This window comes from Amycolatopsis coloradensis (genome assembly GCF_001953865.1).
Lineage (GTDB): Bacteria > Actinomycetota > Actinomycetes > Mycobacteriales > Pseudonocardiaceae > Amycolatopsis > Amycolatopsis coloradensis.
Genome location: NZ_MQUQ01000014.1, coordinates 102,270 through 114,767, shown reverse-complemented (window position 1 = coordinate 114,767; position 12,498 = coordinate 102,270). Strand labels below are relative to the sequence as shown.

Annotated in this window: 10 protein-coding genes; 7 read left to right on the top strand and 3 right to left on the bottom strand. The window is 67.0% G+C overall.

Annotated features, from left to right (window positions below):
• Nucleotides 1-63 precede the first annotated feature (63 nt).
• The gene (locus BS329_RS24420) at nucleotides 64-1,506 is read left to right on the top strand and encodes a purine-cytosine permease family protein (RefSeq protein ID WP_076163584.1); all 1,443 of its coding nucleotides are present in this window, start codon (nucleotides 64-66) and stop codon (nucleotides 1,504-1,506) included.
• Here the strand turns inward: BS329_RS24420 and BS329_RS24415 are convergent.
• The gene (locus tag BS329_RS24415; protein WP_076163583.1) at nucleotides 1,503-2,318 is read right to left on the bottom strand and encodes an oxidoreductase; all 816 of its coding nucleotides are present in this window, start codon (nucleotides 2,316-2,318) and stop codon (nucleotides 1,503-1,505) included. The two genes, BS329_RS24420 and BS329_RS24415, sit on opposite strands and share 4 nt — an antisense overlap.
• A gap of 92 nt (nucleotides 2,319-2,410) precedes the next feature.
• Here BS329_RS24415 and BS329_RS24410 point away from each other — a divergent pair, with 92 nt between their 5' ends.
• Nucleotides 2,411-2,938 carry a TetR/AcrR family transcriptional regulator gene (locus tag BS329_RS24410; protein ID WP_076163582.1) on the top strand — a complete coding sequence of 176 codons (528 nt, stop codon included), beginning with the start codon at nucleotides 2,411-2,413 and terminating at the stop codon, nucleotides 2,936-2,938.
• Between the two features lie 77 nt (nucleotides 2,939-3,015).
• Entirely contained in the window at nucleotides 3,016-3,666 is a 651-nt protein-coding gene (locus tag BS329_RS24405) for a DJ-1/PfpI family protein (protein ID WP_084750142.1), read from the top strand.
• 704 nt (nucleotides 3,667-4,370) lie between these two features.
• Here BS329_RS24405 and dxs read toward each other — a convergent pair.
• On the bottom strand, nucleotides 4,371-6,275 hold the full coding sequence (dxs, locus tag BS329_RS24400) for a 1-deoxy-D-xylulose-5-phosphate synthase (RefSeq protein WP_076163580.1): 1,905 nt from the start codon (nucleotides 6,273-6,275) through the stop codon (nucleotides 4,371-4,373).
• Nucleotides 6,276-6,493: 218 nt separating this feature from the next.
• On the opposite strand from dxs, the gene BS329_RS24395 reads away from it, so the two are divergent.
• From BS329_RS24395 to BS329_RS24380, 4 genes are all read left to right on the top strand, one after another.
• Complete coding sequence (locus BS329_RS24395) at nucleotides 6,494-7,978, top strand: aldehyde dehydrogenase family protein (protein ID WP_076163579.1); 1,485 nt, start codon at nucleotides 6,494-6,496, stop codon at nucleotides 7,976-7,978.
• Nucleotides 7,979-7,993: 15 nt separating this feature from the next.
• Nucleotides 7,994-9,505, top strand: a complete 1,512-nt coding sequence (locus BS329_RS24390) for an APC family permease (protein ID WP_076163578.1) — start codon at nucleotides 7,994-7,996, stop codon at nucleotides 9,503-9,505.
• Nucleotides 9,502-11,055, top strand: a complete 1,554-nt coding sequence (locus BS329_RS24385; protein WP_076163577.1) for a GMC family oxidoreductase — start codon at nucleotides 9,502-9,504, stop codon at nucleotides 11,053-11,055. Before BS329_RS24390 ends, BS329_RS24385 begins: the two co-directional genes overlap by 4 nt.
• A 416-nt stretch (nucleotides 11,056-11,471) precedes the next feature.
• The gene (locus tag BS329_RS24380; RefSeq protein WP_076163576.1) at nucleotides 11,472-12,137 is read left to right on the top strand and encodes a GNAT family N-acetyltransferase; all 666 of its coding nucleotides are present in this window, start codon (nucleotides 11,472-11,474) and stop codon (nucleotides 12,135-12,137) included.
• Here BS329_RS24380 and BS329_RS24375 read toward each other — a convergent pair.
• Entirely contained in the window at nucleotides 12,127-12,471 is a 345-nt protein-coding gene (locus BS329_RS24375) for a hypothetical protein (protein WP_244197276.1), read from the bottom strand. The genes BS329_RS24380 and BS329_RS24375 overlap by 11 nt on opposite strands.
• Between the last annotated feature and the right edge of the window lie 27 nt (nucleotides 12,472-12,498).

Sequence of the window (12,498 nt, the reverse complement as noted above, 5' to 3'; positions counted from 1 at the left end):
TTGCGGTAGTTGGCGGCACGAACTACCGCAACTAGAGGACGAGTTGCGTATTTGGAGGTCCCTATGGGTGAGAAGATCACCGAAGTCGAGCAGCACGGCATCGCGCCGATCCCGCCGGAGGAACAGACGTCGCGCCCCCGCGACCTGTTCCGGATGGCGTTCGGTGGCGCGAACACCTTCGCCACCATCATCCTCGGGACGCTCCCGATCGCCTTCGGCCTGAGCTTCTGGGCGGCGGTCGCGGCCACCGCGACGGGCGTCGTCGTCGGCGCGCTGGTGCTCTCGCCGATGTCGTTGTTCGGCCCGCTCACCCGGACCAACAACGCCGTCTCCTCCGGCGCGCACTTCGGCGTCGTCGGCCGTTGTGTCGGCTCCTTCCTCTCCCTGCTGACGGCGATCACCTTCTTCGCCATCTCGGTCTGGGTGAGCGGCGACGCCGTCGCCGGTGCGGCACAACGGCTTTTCGGCTTCGACGGCGGTGAGGTGCTCCGCGGCGTCGCGTACGGCGTCATCGCGATCGCCACGCTGGTGGTGTGCATCTACGGCTACCGGTTCATGCTGCTGGTGAACCGGGTCGCCGTCACCCTCGGCACGGCGATCATGCTGCTCGGGGTCGTGGCCTACGGCGGCACGTTCGACCCCGGATTCGCCGGCACCGGCGCCTACGCCCTCGGGGAGTTCTGGCCGACCTGGATCCTGGCCGCGCTCACCACGATGGCGAACCCGATCTCGTTCGGCGCCTTCCTCGGCGACTGGACGCGCTACATCCCCGCGCGCCACAGCCGCCGTTCCCTGTTGGCCGCGCCGTTCCTGGCGCAGGTGGCGACGTTGCTGCCGTTCGGGTTCGGCATCGCCACCGCGACCCTGGTCGCGGATCCGGCCGACTACATCACCGGCCTGACCGCGATCTCCCCGCTCTGGTACGCGATCCCGCTGATCGTGGTCGCGCTGATCGGCGGGCTGTCCACCGGCACGACGTCGCTCTACGGGACCGGCCTGGACTTCAGTTCGATCTTCGTGAAGCTGAGCCGGGTCCAGGCGACACTGCTGATCGGCTCGCTCAGTGTCGTGTTCATCTTCGTCGGCAACTTCGTGCTGGACATGGTCTCCAGCATCAACGCCTTCGCCACGCTGATCGTGCTGTGCACGTCGCCGTGGATGGTGATCATGATGATCGGATTCGTGCTGCGGCGCGGGTTCTACGACCCGGACGACCTCCAGGTGTTCAACCAGGGCCGCAAGGGCGGCCGCTACTGGTTCACCCGCGGCGTGAACTGGCGTGCGATGGCCGCGTGGATCCCGGCGACGACGCTGGGCCTGCTGACCGCCAACACCCCGATGATCGCCGGCCCGTTCAAGGACATCGCGGGCGGCGTGGACATCAGCATGGTGGTGACGCTGTGTACGGCGGCGATCGCGTATCCGGTGCTGGTCAAGCTCTTCCCCGAACCGCCGGAGGTCTACTCGTACACGGAGCCCGTCGCGGAACCGGCTGTCGCGGTCTAGGCGAACCGGCACAGCGCCCCGAGGAACAGCGCGTCGAAGGCGCGATCCGGGAGCACCCGGCGGACGAGCAGGATCGGTTTCGCCCCGAACCCCGCGGCGTAGCGGGTCTTCGGGCGCCGGGCCCGAACCGCCTTCACGATGACGTCGGCGATCACCTTCGGGTGGGAACCGCGCGCGGCCTGGTCGAAGAACTTCGCCAGCGCCTTGGCCTGCGGCGCGTAGGCGGTGTCGCCCGAGGTCTTCATGAGGTTCTCGATGGCGATGCCACCCCATTCGGTTTTGATGGCGCCGGGTTCGATCACCACGACGTCGATCCCGAACGGCTTCAGTTCCAGCCGCAGTGAATCACTCAGTCCTTCGACGGCGAACTTCGTCGAGTGGTACCAGCCGCCGAGTGGTTCGTGAATCTTGCCGCCGATCGACGAAATGTTCACGATCTTGCCCGAGCCCTGGGCACGCATATGCGGGGTAGAGAGCTGCACCAGCCGCGCGAGACCGAAGACGTTGACCTCGAACTGGTACTTCCCCTCCGAGAGCGGCACGTCCTCGAAGGCGCCGTACGAGCCGTAGCCCGCGTTGTTGACCAAGACGTCGATGCGGCCGGACTCCTCGATGATCCGCTCGATCCCGGCGACCATCGACGCGTCGTCGGTGACGTCCATCTCGAGGATCTTGATGCCGCGTTCGGCGAGTCCCGCCATCCGCTCGACGCGCCGCGCGGCACCGTAAACCGTGTAGCCCGCTTCTCGCAGCGCGAGGGCCGTGGCTTCACCGATTCCCGCGGAAGCTCCCGTGACCAGTGCGATCTTCATATCCCTCTCCCTAACTAACCGGTTGGTTGCTAACTCAGGTTGCCACGGCGCCTGACTAGATGTCAACCAACCAGTTAGTTAGACTGGGTCGTATGGTCCGGGACAAGGAAGCGACCAAGCGGAAACTGCTGGACGCGGCGACGAGCGAGTTCGCGACGTACGGCATCGCGGGCGCGCGGGTCGATCGCATCGCGAAGAACGCCGGTGCCAACAAGGCGCTGATCTACGCCTATTTCTGCAGCAAGGAATACCTTTTCGAGATGGTCGTGCGGGAACAGGTGGATCTCGCGATCAAGTCGGTCCCGATCACCCCCGACGATCTGCCCGGTTACGCGGGACGCCTGTTCGACCGCTACCTGGAGCACCCCGAAGTCCTGCGGCTCATCGGCTGGCTCCGGCTGGAGCAGGGCTTCGACGCCATGCCGGAAGCCGAACGACGGGCGTACGCGGACAAGGTCGCCGCGATCAAGGAAGCCCAGCGCGCCGGGTCGGTGCCGGACCACTTCGACGCCGAGGAACTCCTGAGCCTCGTCGTGCACCTGTCGATCCTCGGCCTCACCTCCGCCGCCGCGACCCGTGACCTCGTCGTCCGCTCGGTCGCCCGGCTCACGGGAACCTGACCGGGTTTTCGCGCGACCACTGGGTACACACCTGGGAGGTCGTCTTGCAGCGTCGAACTTTTCTGCGTGCTTCAGCCTTGTCCGCCGGCGTCGCCGCCGGGGTCACCGTGCCCGCCGCCACGGCCGCGTCACCTTTGCGCGTTCAGATCCTGATGTTCGATGGCGTGGAGGAACAGGACTTCATCGCGCCCGTCGAAGTACTCGGGCTGGCCGGGAAACTCACCGGCGGCGCCCTTCAGTCCTCGCTTGTGACAGCCAGGCGGCCCGGGCCCGTGCGCTGCACCTACGGCACCACCGTCGACGTCCCGCGCGGCTGGTCACCCGACGAGGCCGACATCCTCGTGGTGCCGGGCGGCGGCTACAAGGACCGGAACGGTCCGGGCGTGCACCGGCTCAACGCCGATCAGGGTTTCCTACGGCGCCTGAAAACTTCGCGGGCGCTGCCGGTCGGGATCTGCACCGGGACGATGGTGCTGTCCGCGGCGGGCCTGACCAAGGGCCGCAACGCGACGACGCACAGCGGCGCGAAGGCGGATCTGGCCGCTCAAGGCGCGAAGGTGATCGACGCGCGCGTCGTCGACGATGGCGACCTGATCACCGGCGGCGGGATCACTTCGGGGCTTGAGGTTTCGCTCTGGCTCGTGGAGCGGTTCCTGGGCGCGCAGGCGGCTCAGCGGGCGGAGGTCGTGTTGGAGTACGAGCGCCGGGGCACTGTCTGGCGCCCCTAGCGCGTGACGTGAAAGGCCCGTTACTGGCAGATTTTGCCAGTAACGGGCCGTGGCGTTCGTGTTCTAACCCGAATCGCCACTCACGACCACCCCGATCCACTCGGTACCGACGCCCTGGTCACCCCGAAGTACGTGAAGGCCCCCTTCCTTGCGCTAGGCGCAAGGAAGGGGGCCTTCACGTACTTCGGCAAGGTGTGAGGGTCGAATTTCTTCGGCTGAGCCGAGGGAAGGGGGCCTTCACGCGCGGCCGCTGTGATCATTGGTGCCGGTGGGGCGAAAGTGGTGGCCGTGGCGATCGCGAAGGTAGTGAAGGCCTCCATCACTACTTTGAAGGTAGGTAAGGGGCCCTTGACGGTCCGAACCCGTGAACGACCGCAGCCAGAAGCCGGTAGGTAACCAAGACCCCTTAGCCCTAGCCGTCCGCACCACTCACAAGGACCGCGAGGGTGTCTGTCTCTGTGTCCTGAAGGTCCCCTTGAGGACACTTAACGTCTCGGAGGGGGCCTTCAGGACACCGGGCACCCTCTGATTCGCTCACGGCCCCACCCGACTGACCCCTCGTGTCGAGTGAGGCCGGGTAGTGTCGCGAAAGCCACTTCCGGGACGCCTGGTGTCCCGAAAGTGGCTTTCGCGACACTGCGGCCGCAGACTCACATGACGGCAGGGACGACACGCGGCGGACCCGTGATCAACCGCGTCCAGAATCAGCGGTGCGTGTCCTCCGGCGCCGGAGTCCGGCTCGCCAGGTTCGCGGACCACTCGGTGACCCGCCGCGCGACGTCCTGCGCGGTGAGCCCGACGCGGGCCAGCACCTCCTCACGCGACCCATGGTCGTGGAACACCTGCGGCACAGCCAGATCCCGCAGCGGCACATCGCATTCGGCGTCGCGGAACAGCGCGGCCAGCGCGGAACCGAAACCACCGTGACGGCCGCTGTCCTCGACGGTCACGACGAGCTTGTGCTGCTCCGCCAGCGCGACCAGTTCGGCGGGCGCCGGAACGACCCAGCGCGGGTCCACCACGGTCACGCCGATGCCCTGGTCCGCCAGCCGGTCCGCGACGGCGAGGCCGAGTGTCGCGAAAGCGCCCACCGCGACGAGCAGCACGTCGGCGTCACCGGAGGGCTTGCGCAGCACGTCCACCACGCCGACCCGTTCGACGGCAGGAACCGAGTCGATCACGCCGCCCTTGGAGAACCGCAGCGCCGTCGGCCCGTCCTCGACCGCGACGGCCTCGCGCAGTTCTTCGCGCAGCGTGCCGGCGTCACGCGGCGCGGCGACCTTCATCCCCGGCACCATGCCCAGCAGCGAAAGGTCCCACATCCCGTGGTGACTCGGCCCGTCCGGCCCGGTGATCCCGGCACGGTCGAGCACCAGCGTCACCGGCTGGCGGTGCAGCGCGACGTCCATCAGGACCTGGTCGAACGCGCGGTTCAGGAAGGTCGAGTACACCGCGACGACGGGATGCTTGCCGCCCATCGCGAGACCGGCGGCCGAAGTCACCGCGTGCTGCTCGGCGATCCCGACGTCGTACCAGCGGTCCGGGTACGCCTCGGCGAACTTGTGCAGCCCGGTCGAGCGCAGCATGGCCGCGGTGATCGCGACGACGTCGTCGCGGTCGGCGCCGATCTTGACCAGTTCGTCGGCGAAGACGCCGGTCCAGCTCGGGCCCTTGACCGGCGGCAGGCCGGTCTCCGGGTCGATCGGATCGGTCTGGTGCATCTGGTCGGCCTGGTTGGTCACCGCGGGCTCGTAACCGTGCCCCTTCTCGGTGACCACGTGCACGATGACCGCGCCACCGAAGTCGCGGGCGCTCTGAAAGGCCTTCTCCAGCGCCACGAGATCGTGCCCGTCGACCGGGCCGAGGTACTTGAGGCCGAGGTCGGAGAACATCATCTGCGGGCTCAGCGCGTCCTTGAGCCCCGCCTTCGCCGCGTGCAGCGCCGCGTAGATCGGCTTGCCGACGAAGGGCGTGTGCCGCAGAAGTTCCTTGCCACGGTCCAGGACCCGCTCGTAACCCGGCTTCAACCGCAGCGACGCCAGGTGGTCCGCGACGCCGCCGATGGTCGGCGAATACGAGCGACCGTTGTCGTTGATGACGATGACGACCGGACGACGCGGGTTCGCGGCGATGTTGTTGAGCGCCTCCCAGCACATGCCGCCGGTCAGCGCTCCGTCGCCGACGACGGCGATCGCGTGCCTGCCACCACCGCCGAGTTCGAACGCCTTCGCCAGACCATCCACATAGGACAACGCCGTCGACGCGTGGCTGTTCTCGACGAGGTCGTGCTCGCTCTCGGCGCGCGCCGGGTAACCGGTGAGGCCACCGAGCTGGCGCAGCTTGCCGAAGCCGTCGTGCCTGCCGGTGACGATCTTGTGCACGTAGGCCTGGTGGCCCACGTCCCACACGATGGCGTCGTTCGGCGAGTCGAAGACCCGGTGCAGCGCCATGGTCAGTTCGACCACACCCAGGTTCGGGCCGAGGTGACCACCGGCGAGCCGCACCTTCTCGACCAGGAAGTCGCGGATCTCCGCGGCCAGCTCGCCGAGCTGTTCCTGGTCCATCCGCTTCAAGTCGGCCGGTCCGTGCACGGACTCGAGCAACGTCACTCTCCCACCTCGCCTGGTTCCTCATTCCGCCGTTCCGGCCAGTCTACGGAGGGCACCTGAGAGCCTTCCGTCCACCGCGTCACGGGTCACATGTCAGAAAATCACCACACGGCACCCGAAGGTGTGAACATGGTCTCTTTTGCCAAGTAGCGGTCACGTCGGGTGGCCGCGATAATCGCTGATCGACGGTTGAGCAGGAGCCGGTTTCGGAGGGTTTGATGGCGGATTTCTTCATCGGTGGCGAATGGGTCGACGCGGTCGGCGGTGGTCGCCGGGAAATCCGCTGTCCCGCGGACGGATCGCTGGTCGCGGAGGTCGCCGAAGGCACTCGCGAGGACACCGAAGCGGCCATCGCCGCCGCTCGGAAGGCCTTCGAAACCGGGCCCTGGCCGAACACCCCGGCGCCCGAACGCGGTGACCTGCTGCTCAAGGCCGCCGACCTGCTCGACCGCGACACCGAGGCCTTCGCCCGCGCCGAGTCGCTCGACACCGGGAAACGGCTGGTCGAGAGCAAGTACGACATGGCCGACATCGCCGCGTGCCTGCGTTACTTCGGCAAACTCGCCGCCAACGACGCCGGCCGCGTGGTCGACACCGGCAACCCGGACGCGTTCAGCCGGATCGTGCACGAACCGGTCGGTGTCTGCGGGCTGATCACGCCATGGAACTACCCGCTCCTGCAGACGATCTGGAAGGTCGCCCCGGCCCTCGCCGCGGGCAACACCTTCGTCCTCAAGCCCAGCGAGCTGACGCCGCACACCTGCATCATGCTGATGAGGCTGCTGACCGAGGCCGGCCTGCCGGGCGGCGTCGCGAACCTCGTGCTCGGAGCGGGCGCGCAGGCCGGGGCGCCTCTTTCGGAGCATCCGGATGTCGATCTCGTCTCGTTCACCGGCGGGCTCGCGACCGGGAAGATCATCGCCGCGTCCGCCGCCGCGACCGTCAAGAAGGTCGCGCTGGAACTGGGTGGCAAGAACCCGAACGTCGTCTTCGCCGACTCGGACTTCGACACCGCCGTCGACTACGCGCTGACCGCGGTGTTCCTGCACTCCGGACAGGTCTGCTCGGCGGGCGCGCGGCTGATCGTCCAAGAGGAGTGGCACGACAGGTTCGTCGACGAACTCGTCCGCCGCGCCGAACTCATCCGACTGGGTGGACCTTTCGACCCGAAGGCTGAAACCGGTCCGCTGATCTCGGCCGCCCATTTGGAGAAGATCGAACGCTATGTCGCCGCGGCGCTCGAAGAAGGCGCCGTCCTGCGCACCGGCGGCAAACGCCCTGACGATCGTGAGCTGGCGAAGGGGCACTACTACCTGCCGACCATCCTCGACCACGTGAAGCAGGGCAGCAGCGCCGTCGTCGACGAATCGTTCGGCCCGGTGCTCACCGTCGAGACCTTCACCGACGAGGACGACGCCGTCCGTATCGCCAACGACACGCATTACGGCCTCGCGGGCGCGGTGTTCACCTCCGACGCCTCGCGCGCGCAGCGGGTCGCGAACCGGCTGCGGCACGGCACGATCTGGATCAACGACTTCCACCCGTACCTGCCGCAGGCGGAATGGGGCGGCTACAAGCAATCCGGTTTCGGGCGCGAGCTGGGCCCGACCGGTCTGGCCGAGTACGTGGAGGCCAAGCACATCTATCAGAACCTTCGGCCCGAACCACAGCGCTGGTTCTCAGGGGAGCCAGCGTCCAACTGAAGACGGGAAAAGCCGATGAGTAATCCTTCCGACGACGGCCTCGCCGGTTTCGGCTACAAACAGGAACTCGAAAGAACGCTCGGCAATTTCCACACCTTCGCCGCCGGAATCAGCTACATCTCGATCCTGACGGGCACCTTCCAGCTGTTCTACTTCGGCTTCAGCTTCGGCGGGCCCGCCTACTGGTGGTCATGGCCGATGGTGTTCGTCGGCCAGCTCATGGTCGCGCTGTCGTTCGCCGAACTGGCCGCGCACTACCCGGTCGCCGGCTCGATCTACAACTGGTCGAAACGGCTCGGCAGCCCGCACGTCGCCTGGATGGCCGGGTGGATGATGCTGACCGCGTCGATCGTCAGCATCGCCGCCGTCGCGCTGGCGTACCAGATCACGCTCCCCCAGATTTCGTCGTTCTTCTCGTTCTCCGGCGACAGCGCGGTGAACGCGGTCATCCTCGGCACCGTCCTGATCCTGTTCACCACGCTGGTGAACGCGTGGGGCGTCAAGCTGATGGCCCGGATCAACAGCGCCGGGGTGTTCATCGAACTGGTCGCCGCGGTGCTGCTGATCATCGCGCTCGCGGTGAACATCACGCGCGGCCCCGACGTCGTGATGCAGACCAACAACACCGGCGCCGACCAGCCGTGGGGCTATTTCGGGGCCTTCCTGGTCGCCTCGCTCGCGTCGACCTACGTCATGTACGGCTTCGACACGGCCAGTTCGCTCGGCGAGGAATCGCACGATCCGCGCAAGAACGCGCCCAAGGCGATCCTGCGCGCGCTGATCGCGTCGTTCGTCATCGGCGGGCTGATCCTGATCCTGGCGCTGATGGCCGTCGGTGACATCAACAACCCCGAGATCGCCACGGGCGGACTCCAGTTCATCGTCCTCGACGTCCTCGGCAGCACGTTCGGCACGATCTTCCTGCTGGCGGTCGTCATCGCCATCACGGTGTGCAACCTGGCCGTGCAATCGGCGTCGATCCGGATGATGTTCGCGATGGGCCGGGACAACAACCTGCCCGCCGGGAAGCATCTGGCACGGGTGTCACCGAAGACCAAGACGCCGGTGATCCCCGCGATCGTCTCCGGGGTCATCGCGGTGCTGATCCTGGTGGTCAACGTCGGCCAGCCGCAGATCTTCACGGTGATCACCAGCATCGGCATCATCATGATCTACCTGGCGTACCTGCTGGTCACCATCCCGATGCTGGTCAAGCGCCTGCGCGGGCAGTGGCCCCCGCCGAAAGGGAAAGGCACCCGGTACTTCTCCCTCGGCAAACTGGGCCTGCCGGTCAACATCCTCGGCGTGCTGTGGGGCGGCGCGATCGTGGTGAACCTGGCGTGGCCGCGGCGCGAGGTCTACAACGCGACCGAGCCGTATCACTGGTACCTCGAATGGGGGGCCGTGCTGTTCGTCGGGGCGGTGGCGATCGTCGGTTTCGCGTATTACTGGTTCGTCCTGCGGCACAAGAGCGGCGTCCTCGCCGATCACGCCGCGGAAGCACTTCCCGAGGAGGCAGTACAGTGACCGGAGAGTTCGACTACATCGTCGTCGGCGGCGGGACGGCGGGTTCGGTGGTCGCGGCGAGACTCTCGGAAGACCCGGACGTCACCGTGGCGCTCCTGGAAGCCGGACCGTCCGATGTGGACGACCCGGCGGTGCTGGAACTGACGAAGTGGATGGCGCTGCTCGAATCCGGGTACGACTGGGACTATCTGGTCGAACCGCAGGAATCCGGCAACTCCTTCCTGCGCCACGCCCGTGCGCGTGTGCTCGGCGGTTGCTCGTCGCACAACTCGTGCATCGCGTTCTGGGCACCGGCGGAAGACCTCGACGAATGGTCGTCACTCGGCCTGCCCGGCTGGTCGGCCAAGGATATTTTCCCGCTGTACAAACGTCTTGAGACCAATGACGGCCCGGGTGACCACCACGGCCGCTCGGGCCCGGTGACCATCCGCTCGGTGCCGCCGAACGACCCGACCGGCGTCGCGCTGCTGCGAGCGTGTGAGCAGGCGGGCATCCCGCGGACCGAGTTCAACTCCGGCAAGACCGTGACGCACGGCGCGAACTGGTTCCAGATCAACGCACGCGAGGACGGCACCCGCTCGTCGGCGTCGGTGTCCTATCTGCACCCGATCATCGGGAAGCGGCCGAACCTGGAGATCATCACCGGCGCCCGCGTCCGGCGGCTGCTGTTCGACGGCAAACGCTGCACCGGCGCGGAATACCTGGCCGACGACCTGATCCACGGCGTTCCGCTGCGGGCGCGGCGCGAGGTCATCTTGTCCTCCGGCGCCATCGACACCCCGAAGCTTCTGATGCTGTCGGGCATCGGCCCCGCTTCTCACCTGCGCGAGGTCGGTGTCGACGTGCTCGTGGACTCCCCCGGCGTCGGCGAGAACCTTCAGGATCACCCGGAAGGCGTCATCCAGTGGGACGCGCTCCAGCCGATGGTGACGGAATCCACGCAATGGTGGGAAATCGGCATCTTCACCACCACCGAAGAAGGCCTCGACCGGCCGGACCTGATGTTCCACTACGGTTCCGTGCCGTTCGACATGAACACCCTGCGGCAGGGCTACCCGACGACCGAGAACGGTTTCTGCCTGACGCCGAACGTCACGCGGTCCCGTTCGACCGGCACCGTGCGGCTGCGCAGCCGTGACTACCGGGACAAGCCGAAGGTGGACCCGCGGTACTTCAGCGATCAGCACGACATGCGCGTGATGACCTACGGCATCAAACTGGCGCGCAAGATCGCCGAACAACCCGCCCTCGACGAATGGGCGGGCAAGGAACTGGCGCCCGGCAAGGACGTCAAGACCGACGACGAGATCGCCGACTATCTGCGCAAGACGCACAACACCGTCTATCACCCTTCCTGCACCGCGAAAATGGGCGGAGACGGGGACCCGTCGGCCGTGCTGGACGCGCGGCTGCGGGTGCGCGGGGTCGAGGGCCTGCGGGTCGCCGACGGTTCGGCGATGCCGTTCCTGGTCGCGGTGAACCCGTGCATCACGACGATGGCGATCGGCGAACGGTGCGCGGACATGCTGAAGGAGGACGCGCGCTCCTGACTTCCGCCCTGCCCTTCGCAAGTAGTCGACTACTTGCGATTTGGTGCTCCAGGGCTCGCTAGGCGGCGTTTCGCGTGCTTGGGTGGACGACGCGCGTGTCCAGCCGGACGACACGTCGCAGAGTCCTGTCGCAGGCGCGGTCTCGAACCGTTGCCCATGCCCCCCCCACACACACAGCCGAGCGGGGAAGATTCAGGACGTTGAACGTCCTGAATCTTCCCCGCTCGACCTTTGCCGCAGCAACCGTACATAGGGGAATCAACCGGCCAGGCAGCCGCCGAGAAGCGTCCCTCTCCCGCAGGGACCCCGACACCCCACATTCAACTTCCCCTCAAGAGAACCCGAATCGCCGGCCGGGCGCCTCGGCCCCAAATATGTGATGCGCTCCCCGCGAGCCGAGCCCTATCGTCGCGCCCATGCCGACGACAGCCTCGCCTTTGTCCGCGTATCCGCCGTTAAACGTGCGGGTGCACACACCCCGGCTGTCCTTACTCGGCGCGACGGACGAACTCCTGGAGCGTTTGGTCCCCACGGTCCGCAAGGGCGTGGTCACGGAGCCTCCTTGGCCTTTCGACGATCCGGCCTCCCTCTACGAGGACAGCCCGGAGCGCGAGTGGCGCTGGCTACGCGGGGTGTGGCTGGGCCGAGGCCGAGTCAGCGCGAGCCACTGGCGTTTGTACTTCGTCGTGGTCGTCGACGGCGAGCCGGTGGGCATGCAGGATCTGATCGGCACCGACTTCGCCACATTCGGAACGGTCACCACCTTCTCCTGGCTCGATCCGCATCTGCGGGGCAGCGGTTTGGGCAAGGAAATGCGGCAGGCGGTGCTGCATCTCGCTTTCGACGGGTTCGGAGCTAGTGAAGCAGGCAGCGACGCCTTCTTCGACAATCACGCCTCGAATCGCGTCTCCCAAGCTCTGGGTTACGAGCCGAACGGCGTCTCCTGGGACACCCGTCGCGGTGAGCCGGCGGAGATCAAGCAATGGAGGCTGACCCGCGAGCAGTGGGCCGCGCGGCGGCGCGGCGACATCGAACTCGTCGCCGTCCACGACTGCCTGCCGGTGCTCGGAATCACTCGGTGATGACGGCCGGAGTACCGCGCCTGCCGGACATCTGCTCCAGCGCCCACGCCCGTCCGAATTTCGCCAATGTGGGCCCAGACCAGAAGCCGGGGATACTGACCCCTTGCCACAGCGGCATCTTCGGCCCGCTCAACGTGCCGTGACTGACCTGCACCTGGACCGCGCCTTCGGCCCAGGTGAAGACGAAGTGGGCGTACATGAACACCCACGCCTGCCGCCCCAGCAGGTCCTGCACGAGAACCGGACCTTCGGACGGGTACGGCGCCGTGTAGATGACCTGCTTCCGGCCGTTCCGATAGCTGATTTCCTGCGCGGTGACCCCGGGAGGGAGCATTGACGGGAGCACTGGGTCAGTCCTCCA

Coding starts and splice junctions, on each gene's coding strand:
- BS329_RS24420 (WP_076163584.1), top strand. CDS start 64: ATGGGTGAGAAGATCACCGAAGTCGAGCAGCACGGCATCGCGCCGATC.
- BS329_RS24415 (WP_076163583.1), bottom strand. CDS start 2,318: ATGAAGATCGCACTGGTCACGGGAGCTTCCGCGGGAATCGGTGAAGCC.
- BS329_RS24410 (WP_076163582.1), top strand. CDS start 2,411: ATGGTCCGGGACAAGGAAGCGACCAAGCGGAAACTGCTGGACGCGGCG.
- BS329_RS24395 (WP_076163579.1), top strand. CDS start 6,494: ATGGCGGATTTCTTCATCGGTGGCGAATGGGTCGACGCGGTCGGCGGT.
- BS329_RS24390 (WP_076163578.1), top strand. CDS start 7,994: ATGAGTAATCCTTCCGACGACGGCCTCGCCGGTTTCGGCTACAAACAG.
- BS329_RS24380 (WP_076163576.1), top strand. CDS start 11,472: ATGCCGACGACAGCCTCGCCTTTGTCCGCGTATCCGCCGTTAAACGTG.
- BS329_RS24375 (WP_244197276.1), bottom strand. CDS start 12,471: ATGCTCCCTCCCGGGGTCACCGCGCAGGAAATCAGCTATCGGAACGGC.